General features: G+C 53.2%; 9 protein-coding genes and 1 pseudogene. 3 read left to right on the top strand and 7 right to left on the bottom strand.

Features of this window, described 5'->3' with window-relative positions:
- On the top strand, positions 1 to 1351 hold a 1351-nt coding region (locus ACZ1G5_RS18555), incomplete at its 5' end, for an SdrD B-like domain-containing protein (protein ID WP_472734236.1).
- A 230-nt stretch (positions 1352 to 1581) separates the two neighbouring features.
- Here the strand turns inward: ACZ1G5_RS18555 and ACZ1G5_RS18550 are convergent.
- Positions 1582 to 2600, bottom strand: a pseudogene (locus tag ACZ1G5_RS18550) (IS30 family transposase).
- A gap of 241 nt (positions 2601 to 2841) precedes the next feature.
- Here ACZ1G5_RS18550 and ACZ1G5_RS18545 point away from each other — a divergent pair.
- Positions 2842 to 3474: a DUF3885 domain-containing protein gene (locus tag ACZ1G5_RS18545; RefSeq protein WP_472734235.1), complete on the top strand. Its 633-nt coding sequence runs from the start codon at positions 2842 to 2844 to the stop codon at positions 3472 to 3474.
- 11 nt (positions 3475 to 3485) lie between these two features.
- Here ACZ1G5_RS18545 and ACZ1G5_RS18540 read toward each other — a convergent pair whose 3' ends face one another.
- The gene (locus ACZ1G5_RS18540) at positions 3486 to 4847 is read right to left on the bottom strand and encodes an ISNCY family transposase (RefSeq protein ID WP_472734234.1); all 1362 of its coding nucleotides are present in this window, start codon (positions 4845 to 4847) and stop codon (positions 3486 to 3488) included.
- Between the two features lie 118 nt (positions 4848 to 4965).
- The gene (locus ACZ1G5_RS18535; protein WP_472732923.1) at positions 4966 to 5976 is read right to left on the bottom strand and encodes an IS30 family transposase; all 1011 of its coding nucleotides are present in this window, start codon (positions 5974 to 5976) and stop codon (positions 4966 to 4968) included.
- A 191-nt stretch (positions 5977 to 6167) separates the two neighbouring features.
- Here ACZ1G5_RS18535 and ACZ1G5_RS18530 point away from each other — a divergent pair, with 191 nt between their 5' ends.
- A complete protein-coding gene (locus ACZ1G5_RS18530; protein WP_472734233.1) occupies positions 6168 to 6524 on the top strand; it encodes a hypothetical protein in 357 nt (118 codons plus the stop codon).
- Positions 6525 to 7162: 638 nt separating this feature from the next.
- Here the strand turns inward: ACZ1G5_RS18530 and ACZ1G5_RS18525 are convergent.
- The 4 genes from ACZ1G5_RS18525 to ACZ1G5_RS18510 form a co-directional block, all read right to left on the bottom strand.
- Positions 7163 to 7993, bottom strand: a complete 831-nt coding sequence (locus ACZ1G5_RS18525) for an IS1595 family transposase (RefSeq protein WP_472734232.1) — start codon at positions 7991 to 7993, stop codon at positions 7163 to 7165.
- A gap of 85 nt (positions 7994 to 8078) precedes the next feature.
- A complete protein-coding gene (locus ACZ1G5_RS18520) occupies positions 8079 to 8717 on the bottom strand; it encodes a class I SAM-dependent methyltransferase (protein ID WP_472734231.1) in 639 nt (212 codons plus the stop codon).
- A 45-nt stretch (positions 8718 to 8762) separates the two neighbouring features.
- The gene (locus tag ACZ1G5_RS18515) at positions 8763 to 9701 is read right to left on the bottom strand and encodes a glycosyltransferase family 2 protein (protein ID WP_472734230.1); all 939 of its coding nucleotides are present in this window, start codon (positions 9699 to 9701) and stop codon (positions 8763 to 8765) included.
- A 20-nt stretch (positions 9702 to 9721) separates the two neighbouring features.
- Entirely contained in the window at positions 9722 to 10756 is a 1035-nt protein-coding gene (locus tag ACZ1G5_RS18510; protein WP_472734229.1) for a glycosyltransferase family 2 protein, read from the bottom strand.
- Positions 10757 to 10865 lie beyond the last annotated feature (109 nt).

Raw genomic sequence — 10865 nt, 5'->3', positions numbered from 1 at the left:
GGTCGACCCGGGGACCGCATCTTTGGGCGATACCGTCTTTATCGATGCAAATCGCAACGGTGTCTTTGATGACGGCGAAAGTACGGTTGTTGGCGCGACGGTCACATTGCTTGATGAAAACGGTGAGGCCCTGGCATCGACGACAACAGATGCAAACGGGCAATATCTATTCGATGAACTGGATGCCGGCACATACGCTGTCTTGTTTGACGAGGTTGATGGGTTCGACTTTACCACGGCAAATACCGGGGCTGACGATGCACGCGACAGTGACGCGGATGCGGCGACGGGGCAGACCGGAGATATTGTTCTTGACGTGGGCGAGGCCTATCTGACTGTCGATGCCGGTCTGATCGTGGAGAATGTTGCGCCGGTTGCGGTTGACGATGCTGGGATGGTTTGTGCGCTTGAGACCACAACAATTGATGTCTTGGCAAATGACAGTGACGCGGCCGGTGGCACCGTGGCACTTGCAACTGTGAATGGCGTTACGCTTGCGGTTGGCGAAAGTACGACACTGGATAGTGGTGCGGTTGTCACATTGAACGCGGCGGGCACGCTTGACTATGACAGCACAAATGCCGTCATTGATGGCGTTGAAGCGGCGGATATGTTGATTGGTGATACATTCAATGACAGCTTTGCCTACACAATCGCGGATGGGCTTGGCGGTACCGATGATGGTGTTGTCGCGGTCGAGATCAAAGGCGCGCTGAATACCGCCGCCACAATTGCTGAGACGTTGCCGACCGAAGCCACAACGACGCAAGGAGACTTCTTGGTCGGTCTGGGCTATTCTGCCACGATCGAGGGGACAGGCGACAGCCGTCTGGACGGGCTCTTTATTGAATCGGCCTATTGCATTGAACGAGGTGAAAACTTTATCGCCGATGTTGATGTCTCGATGAATATCTCGGTCGGCTCCGAAGATACTGTCGACAGTGCCGCTTTCACCAACAACCTTGTTGAGAACCTTGATGTCATCAACTGGCTGCTGAACCAGGATTTCACAAGTCAAAGCAACGGGGACACGGCCGGTCCGACGGCAGGGCGAAACTATACCGAAGCCGAAATTCAACATGTGATCTGGGGGCTCACGGATGGTAATTCGGAGTTCAAAATCGACAGCTTCGTGGGCGATTTCTATAATGGCACGCAAGAGAATGTGGATGAGCTTCTTGCACTGGCCTTGCAGGAAGGTGAGGGCTTTGAAGCAGGTGAGGGCGATCTGTTGACAATCATTCTGGATCCAACAGAAGTGCAGGCCGGTGTGGCGGAGGACAAAGACTACGACCAGGCCTTCATCGTAACGGTCTCGTTCGATGACTTCATGCAGGATTGCATTTGTTGATCAAGGTCTGGTTTGCAATGCGCGGTCTTGCGGGTTTGCAGTCTTACTAAGTTGCTAACCGACCCGGAGGCGCGTTCCTGAGGGGTCGGTTGGTTCTTTGGACGCGTGACAAGCCGCCATGGAGCTATGGTGTTGCGTGTGGTCGTGGCTTCGGACCATTTGTCGATGTTGCGGTGTTCTCCTAAATTCAGCTGGGCGTTAGCGATACGTGAACCGCAACTCTTGTTAGCCTAAGGGTAGGGGGCTCGTCTCACCTCTTCCATCATCTTTTCGCGGAAGACCTCTGCGGGTGTCTTCCTTCCGAGGCATTTGCGGGGTGTCGCGTTGAGGCGGTCGCAGATCATTTTCAATTCATGATCTGAGACCGCCGTGATGTCGCGCTTTCTCGGTAGCCATCTTCGGGCGCGGCGATTGGTGTTTTCGACGGTGCCTTTTTGCCAGGGTGAGGAAGGGTCACAGAACCAGGTTTGGGTCCCGATCTCGGCCTGAAGGTGCGGCCAACTGACGAACTCGGTGCCACGGTCAAAAGTAATCGAACGACGCGCGATGTAGGGCAGGTCGCGCACCGCTTTCATGATCTTGCCCATCACCGGCTTGGTGCGCTTGTTCGGGTTCTTCAGCAGCACGGTGAACCGGCTGACTCGTTCGACCAGTGATGTGATGTTTGATTGGCCAAAGCGTTGTTTGAACAAGACAAGATCGGCCTCCCAATGTCCGAACTGGCGGCGATGAGCCACATCGTCCGGGCGGAACAAAATGCTGACATCACGGTCAAACTTAGGCTTCTGGCGCTTTCTGGCCCGGCGCGGCCGACGCGCTTTCCGATGCTCGGGCAGGTACCACCACAGCTCTTTGTCCATGCCTTCCTTGGAATAGATATAACGGTAGATCGTTTCCTGGCAGACACGTAGTTTGGCGCCCTCAAAGACCATGCGATTGCCGATCTGCTCGGGGGTCCAGCCTTGTTTGATCCGTGCGATTACGGTCTTGCACAGCTCAGGGTGACGAATCAGCTTGCGCTGCACAGATCGTCTTTTGTCCGTTTGCAACTGAGCAGCATGACCGAAGTAACCGGCATACTTCTTCGGGAACGCATCTTCGGTCCAGAAATTGCGTTTGATCTCGCGAAGATCGTCGATTTATGGCGTTTCAGAACCCGTGCCATCTCTGTGACGGGCACCTTTGCATGCCACCAGGTCTCGATCTTACGGCGTTCTTGCAGTGATAGTTGCGAATAAACAGCTCCCATGCAATGTTCTCCTATTAGATAACTCATTGTTTTCTAATAGGAGTCGCACTTCAGGGTAGCGCGCGCCCGCTGACAGCAATGTTGCAACCAAGTAGAAATGTCACCCGGTTTGCAAAGCAGGAATGTCACCAAGAGGCGAGACGGGAGCAAGGCTTAGCAGCCTGGAGACCTCACATATCGCAGGGCTGACTGGCTTTGCAGGCTATGGCGTGTTGCCGGTTCAGACTGCTATTTATTGTCCATGATTGATCCTAAGAAAGAAATTGAATCTGCCTTCGGCTGTACCGAACTACCCCACGGACTATTCTATGAATTCGAAGCGGCTCTCAGATTTGAATTGGGTGGCGAAGGCGTTAGCACAAGGCGTCCCATTAAACGGTTCATTCAAGCATTTGAGAGAGCTAATGCAGTGGCGGCAGACCTGTTTGATCAATCATCCGTCTGGCTGCTGAGTTCGACCTTCGGCGAGGCCAGCCCTCCGAAGAAACACTTGAAACTTTTTAAAACTATTGGGCTGTCTCGGAGCGACTTCACGGACTTAGGGGCTGTTGCCCAAAACGATGCGGACCACATCGAGGAATTTGGCGAAGACCTTTATCGTCATTGGGCTGGCACTTTGTTGGATGGCCCAGATTTAATCAAGGAAGCGCTTTGGCTGGCTCTTGGTCCTGAACTTGGTATCCAACCTGCGGCTAACGCCAGTTTGTACCTCGTCGACTTTGAAAACCAGATTGTCCTGCATCCGTATGATGATCGTGGCATGGATGTTATCGCCACGCGTAGAGAAGCGCTTTCCGATTTGTACCGATCACGGCATTCTTGGCTTCTCGAATACGATATGGCTCGCATGAAAACCGTATTTGAGGGGGCATAGGCGCTGCAGTGTCAGCCCTCCGCTGCCCGTTCTGCACGTCTGCGCTCGTAGTAGGCTTCCATCTTTGACGGGCGACCAGGTGGGCGGCGTCCGGTCTTCTTGTAGCCGTTCTTGGCACTGACGGGTTTGACCTTTGGCGGCGGCGCTGCCTTCTCCTGTTCTTCTTTGATATGTGCCAGAACCGCACTCAGGTGTTTGTTCTCAGTGATTGCCGCGTGGGTCACGCGCTGTTGGTGCGGATCGAAGATGCTGCAGGGTAGGGCGACGCCTTTGGCGCGGACTTGGATGCGCCCATCCGGCATCTCGTAGACATCGACGTATTTGCCGACTAAGCCGCGCGTCAGTTCATTGACCTCGAGCCGGATGCGCTTGCGGTCGTACTTCAGCGTCAAATCCTTGGTGACATAACGCTTGTCCCGCGGGCAGAAGACCTCGGCGAGGCGATCCGGCGCAATGTTCAAGGCGCGATGCAGATTGTTTGGTTTGGCCGGAGCCTTTGCAAACTTGTCGTTGTAGCGTTCGACGAAGCCCGCGAGGAACACGTTTCCGTCCTCCATGTTGGAGATGCCCGCGATCCGCAGCTCTTTGACCAGCCGGTCTTGCAGCGTACGGTTGGCGCGCTCGACGCGGCCCTTGGCTTGGGAAGAATTGGCGCAGATGATCTCGATGTTCAGCTCAGCCAAGGCACGCCCGAATTGGGTCATGCCCGTCATGTGTTCATTGGGCTTTGGAACACGGAAAACGGTGTGCTTGTCGCTGTAGAACGCGACCGGGCGACCATGCTTGAGCAGATAGCTTTCCAGTGCCTCGAAATAGCTGAAGGTGCTCTCCGATTTGACGAACCGAAGTTCCATCAGTGTGCTGGTGGCGTCGTCGATGAAGACGAGCAGGGTGCAGGGATCGCCCCGATCTTCAAACCATCGGTGATCCGAGCCGTCGATCTGGATCAGTTCGCCAAAGCATTCACGGCGCAGCCGCGGTTGGTGGAATGTCCGGCGCTGTTTGCGAGAGAGCCAAATCCCATCTTCCTGCATCCACTTGCGGACGGTCTCGCGTGAGACTTTAAAGCCATGATGTTCGGCCAGCATCTCCGCCGCCAGTGTCGGGCCAAAGTCTGTGTAGTTCTCCTTGATCAAGCTCAGCGCGTAGTCACGCTTTGCATGATGAATCCGATTGTTCGGGGGTTTGCCACGCGCCTTGTGTCGGATCGCCGATGCGCCATCCTGACGATACCGCTTCAACAGCCGAAAGATTTGCCGTCGTGTCAGGTCCAGCATGTTCGCGGCATAATCGACGCTCAACCGTCCATCATCGACCTGCGCCAGCACTTCCACGCGGTTCAACTCGCGCTCGCTCATAACCACCCATCCCATGTCCGCTCACCCTCATTGATTTTTGAGGGCAGAGTGACATTCCTGAATTGCTCACGGGTGACATTTTAGCTTTGCTGCTTGTGAACTCGAGGCGAAGTGCGAAGACTGATATGTTGTTCTATTCCAGTCGGTTCTGAATTTCCATCAGCTTGGTCGCGAAGACTTCCGCCGGTGTCCGGTAATTCAAACACTTGCGCGGCGTTGAATTGAGGCGATGGCAAATCGACCTCAAATATCGATTTGTCAGCGCCGTCGGTTCGGTTGATCTGGGGAGATACTTCCGCAACCTGTTGTTCGTGTTCTCGACAGTGCCTTTTTGGTAGGGCGCTTGCGGGTCACAGAACCAAGCATCTGCACCGATCCCAGCTTTGAGGTGCTTCCAGGCCGAAAACTCGGTGCCTCTGTCGAACGTGATTGATTGACGCGCATCGGCGGGCAGGGGAGCCAAGCCTTGGATCAGGGCTTCCATGATCGGTTTGGACTGACGATCTTCATTGCGCATCACGACCGCGTATCGGCTGACGCGCTCGACCAGAGAGGTCACGTTCACCTTTCCATGCTCTTTGCGGAACATCATTAAATCGCACTCCCAGTGGCCGAACTCAGCGCGCGCTGCGATGCTCTTGGGCCTGTGTGAAAGGCTTTGCACATCGAAGATATGCGTTCGGTTGTGCCTGCGGTAACCTCGTGGCCTGCGGCGACGGCGATGTTCAGGCAGGTGGCGATAGAACTGCTCATCGCGACCGTCTTTGGAATAGGCGAACCGATAGATCGTCTCGTGGCTAACGCGGATCGGGTGGCGTTCAAGACGCATCCGCCCCGCGATCTGTTCTGGCGACCAGCCGGCCTTGAGCCGATCCTCAATGGCTGCCTTCAGTTCTGGATGGACGATCATTTTACGATGAACTGCACGACGGCGCTCATACATGTCCTGAGCGTTCAAAGCGTAGTAACCGTTGAGCTGTGGCAGTTCCCGGTCATCATAGTGGTTGCGTCGAACGTCTCGGTAGATCGTTGAGACATCGCGGCTCAGACGATCCGCAATCTCAGACATGGACATTTTGGCTTCACGCCACTTTGCGATCTTACGTCGTTCTTCTAAGCTCAGGTGAGAGTAGTGGGTTCCCATTCAATATCCTCCATGCAACATTCTGTTTTGATACAGAATTTGCACTTCGTTTGTGAATCCACCCCTACACAGCAAAACATCGCATAATCTGTATTATGTTAAGTAATGAGGGGTGTATCCCCTCAGCATACGTAGTTGATTTTCACAACGTGGGAAACTAACCAGTTTCAAATTACTTATGGTTGTTTCATATGCTTTTTTGGAAGTCGGTTATTTGGGTTGTTTGGACCGGCATCAAGTTTTTGTTTTTCTGCGGAGCAGTTGCTGGTTTTCTGCAGGATGTACCAGGTTTGGACGACGATCCGCTTGGTAACGGTTTGCTTACATCTTTCACTTACATCTTCCAAACTGCCAGTTTTATACTACGTAACTACCCGTTAGGCGTTGTTATCTACATCGCTATAGCGGCAGTCGTTCATTTGTTCTTTACATATCCTCATCATGAGAAGCTAAGAAATGAGGTTAAAAAAGCACGACTGCGAAAACGCTCGAAAACAAAGAAAAATCCTGCTAAGACTAAACCTAGGGGTAAAAGGACGCGAAAATGACTGTTCTACAGATTATGACTTTGGTCGCCCTTGGCTTTGCTTGCTATGCATTTCTTGCAGCAAGACTTTCAAAGACAATACAACCACTTAGGATCAAGGTCGCGGAAGACATCGAAGATTTGATCAGTGATGAAAGCATCAAAAAGCACATAAGAGACGATCTTGACAGGTTGGGCGACCTCGCTTTTCAGCAGGCTGGGTGCTTGGCTAATGATTTTGTCGTATCCCGCTGGAGTGTTTTACGCCCTCAAGGGCGACGACAGCGGCCCTCAAGAGCCACGCACAGGACATCCACGTCGCAAGGAGATCTCGTACACTTACGCGAGTGGAATTTTTTGCATGATGGCATCAAGCCCACTAACGCTTGTTTTGTTTTTCGTAGAAGTTGCTCTTTTGATGGTTGTGTTTGCTCCGCTAGGAAAAGCATCCAGAAGGGCGCTGCACATCGCTTTCTCTCTTGAAGGGGATCGAGCATCAAAGGTGTCAACATAGTGACCACTACCTTACGCGACGCCCGCAAGGGCCAGATTGAAGACTTCATCAAAGAACATGAGGCCGATCCAGACGGCGACCTTGATAAGCTAGACGCGATGATTAAGCGTCCAAATCAGGGAAGCGGGAAAGCAACTCGCTCAGCATCACCTCAGGCGTCGTCCGACGATTGAAGCGGTACTCAAACTCTTTGACGTAGCTTTCCAAATACTTCGGCGACACGCTGATATGTGTGCCAGCGATTGAGCGCTTAAGGTGACCAAAAAGTTTTCGATTGAGTTTGTCGTGGTGCCATCTGGCGTGGCGTACTCGCCTTTACTGTGGTTAACGGTCTTGTGCGTGTAAGGGGCCATCTGAGCGCCCCTGTAGCTACGCAGTTCGTCAGTGTGGATTTCTGTACCCTCAACCACGTTAGACGTGATCTGCGGCATCACAGAACCGCGTGTGTTGTCGTCAACAACCTTAAACATCACATCGCCGTCGCGCTCATACATGCCCATGACAACCGTTTTGCGGTCGCGCCAGTCCATACCAGTTGTTTTGCCGCCCACATAGGTTTCATCGACTTCCACAACCTTGCCAGAGCCGCCCAGAGGGGCTTCGCCGTCAACTTCGGCCATGTGCTTGCGGATCAACGTACCCATGCGGTGCGCAGTCTTGTATGTCACGCCAAGCTGACGCTGCAATTCCTTGCCTGACACACCGTGGCGCGATGTGGTGAATAGGAAGATTGCATAGAACCAAAGCTGGAGCGGCGTGCGGCTCTTTTCAAAGATGCTGCCGACCATCGAGTGGATATGGTGGCCGCACCATTGGCAGGAGTAAGCCTTCTCGGACTTGAGCGGATACCACTTAGCGTCACGATCACACTTTGGGCATGTGTGCCCTTGGCCGAAGCGCACATTGAACAAATGCTCAAGGCACGCTTCGTCTGTTGGGAACTGTTGGAAGAACTGGCGGACGTTTGTCTGTTTCATGCATTTTATATAGGAAATGCACTACCGTATGTCAAGGGGATATACCCCATTAATGACCATGCCGCATTCGACCCTGGGGGTAGCCTCAATCAGCGATGTCCAGCACTTCTATTGCTATTTGCGCGCCTACAACGGACCTGATGCGCAACGCGCGTGGGTTTTGTCCAAGGAACTCGTTGATCGCGCGGATCACCCCGTCGCCCCACCAACCGCGTCGGTGATAATCGTCAAAGGCCATGATCCCGCCGATTTTCATTTTTGGAAAAAGTGCTGCCAGATCTGCTTTGACACCATCATAGGAATGATCGCCGTCGACATATGCAAACGAAATGCTGCTGTCTTTGAAGTTCGCGAGAGCCGGTACAGAGAAATCCCGCACCATCGCAACCTGACCAGATTTAATTTCCTTGGCGAACGTTTTGGAAACTTTGGCAAAAATGCGGTCCATCTTGGTGTTATCGGTGCGTCCGACAAAAGCCTCTGAGTGGCTGTCATCAACGATGTGCGCCCAAGGATCGATGAGCACGAGCTGATCTGGCGCAATCAATTCAAGAATTTCACTTGAAAATTCACCTTGCCACACGCCGATTTCAACAGCGAGCCCGCCTTTGGGCAGTTTTTGCAGAAAACGCCGCCGGATGACAGATTTTGAAATCCGTCGAGGTTTGGTAGCCTGCTTGCCCTTTTTTGCTTTCGCATCATCTTTGGATTTGTCTTTTGGCATTGTTTTTCCTTGCGGGCTTATCGCTGAATGCAGCGACACGCGTGTCTAGCTCTTTGCGCGGTGGAGACGCAACTGTTCTGCGTAGCGGTCGTTACAATCGGTATGTGCCCGCGCAATCGTCGGGGTGTCCAGTAACTGTTGCATGCGGGCGCGTGTGGCCTGCGTATAGGCCAGCATACGATCGTCCGTAACGCCGTTTTGATTGTAGATCTTCCAGTATTTTTCAGCAAAGCGTGACGCGCGATCGGCGGCGTTTCCGGCCTTTGTCCCCTGCCCCCGTGTTCGTTTCATTTCATAGCAATCGCGGCTTTTCACCGCGTAGTGGAACAGCATCGCCGCATCGTGCGCGACGAGATCTGATGGTGCATTGCCCAATGCGTGGCGTTTATGCGCGCCGCTGCGGTAAATGTCGTCATGCATGGGTGTGCCGGCCGTATTGACGATCCCACGCCCGTCATTACGAAATCCGGCGTTCAGGAACGGCCGGTGCAGCCCAAAGCCCCGCACCTTTGCCGTCTTCTTGAACAGCGTTTTAAACATGACGTGGCGGCTGCCTTCTTCGGCGCCGCGCCGGATGTATTTTTCTGTGATCAAGCCCGGTTCCCAATTGGGGATACCGGAATCCCCGAAGTTCAGCCAATTGATGCAAACACCGTCCGAATTTACATCAAAATGTGCTGCAAGTGCTTTGATATCATTGTCATAATCTGGACAGAACAGAAATTCATCTGCATCAAGCCACATCAGCCAGTCAGCGTCAGAAAAGGCGGAATGATCGTAGGCCTGACGTGCCGCAGTATATTGTGGTACGTCTTCTGGCGCGAGGTTCTGTTTGACGTGATGGATAACGCCAGCGCCATCCAGAGCGTCCAGCAATTCGGTTGTGCCATCGGTGGAATCGTTGCTGTACACGACGATGGGATCAAATCCGAGATTGAGGTTATAGGCCACCCATTCAAGGATGAACGGCCCCTCGTTTTTCATACATGAGAACAGCCCGACTTTCATGACGATGGCGCGACGCCCAACAGTGCGTCATTAAGCGCGTGCATTTCGGTCCGTAGCCGGATTGCCTTGTCTTTGTGGTGCTGGACTGAGCGCGCATGCAAATCGGCAAGCTTTGCGTCTGCCATCAAAAGGTTCAGCGCGTCGTGAAACGGACCGAGCCGGCGGAAAATGGTCTTATCCTCCACGTGGTTATGGTTCATGTTGTTGTAGTAGCCCAGATCAATTTGTTTGTTGGTGTGCAGCACATGACCTCGATCGCATTTCACCAGAAAGCTATCCACTGAGCGGATTGCATAATGGTTCAGTTGCACCCAGTCATAGCCCCCTGTCGCCCGCAAATACCGCCAGCCCTGATTGATCATTTCAGGGCCCATCGCGTCCCCCCGAGAGGTCAGCCATTTGCCGGCAATTGCCTCTTGATCCTTGTAGAACGGGCGATGCGCACCGATCCGTTCCACATTTTCTGTGGGCTTGAAGATTGATTTGAACCCCCAGGCGTTCACCGAAACCGGGTGCGTTTCAGGTGCCGCCTGCGTGAATTGTTCAATGATGGGCAAATCTGCAAATTCCGCAATTCCGGCGTCCCCAAAGAGTTTCCACATCGGAGAAATGGCTTCTGCGTCGCCCATCGCGTCCAGCAGATCATCAAAATGCCCGTCACCAAGGTGAATATTCAGAAACTCGTCACAATCCGTGAACATGACCCAATCGGCCTCGGTTACGATTTGCCGTTTGAACATGTCACGCATGGCAACCGCCTGCGGGCGCTGGCTGCCAATCCTGGGATTATCGAGGTGTTCGCAGATATTGAGCGCGGCCAAACGGTCGAGCATAGCGTCTGTGAAGTCATCGCAATCGTTGGAATATACCAGAAAACGATCAAAACCGATTGATTGATGATACGCGATCCATTCGAGCAGGAAAGGTCCCTCATTTTTCATGCAAGTGACAATGATGCGCATGGATGCGGTCCCAGTTTTTTCTTTTTGCGGTTGCAGCGCAGCACGACGCTGACCTGCGGTTTGTTTCATGGCGCAGATTGCAGGTTTCGGCCCGGGTGTGCAATGCCGCCACACCCATCAAGGCAACAAAAGGTTGCCAGTTCAATTCCTTGATGAGATACGCCACCTTAAGAGTACA

This window comes from Yoonia sp. JB2-21 (assembly GCF_055693545.1).
This window is presented reverse-complemented; position numbering and strand designations above follow the sequence as displayed.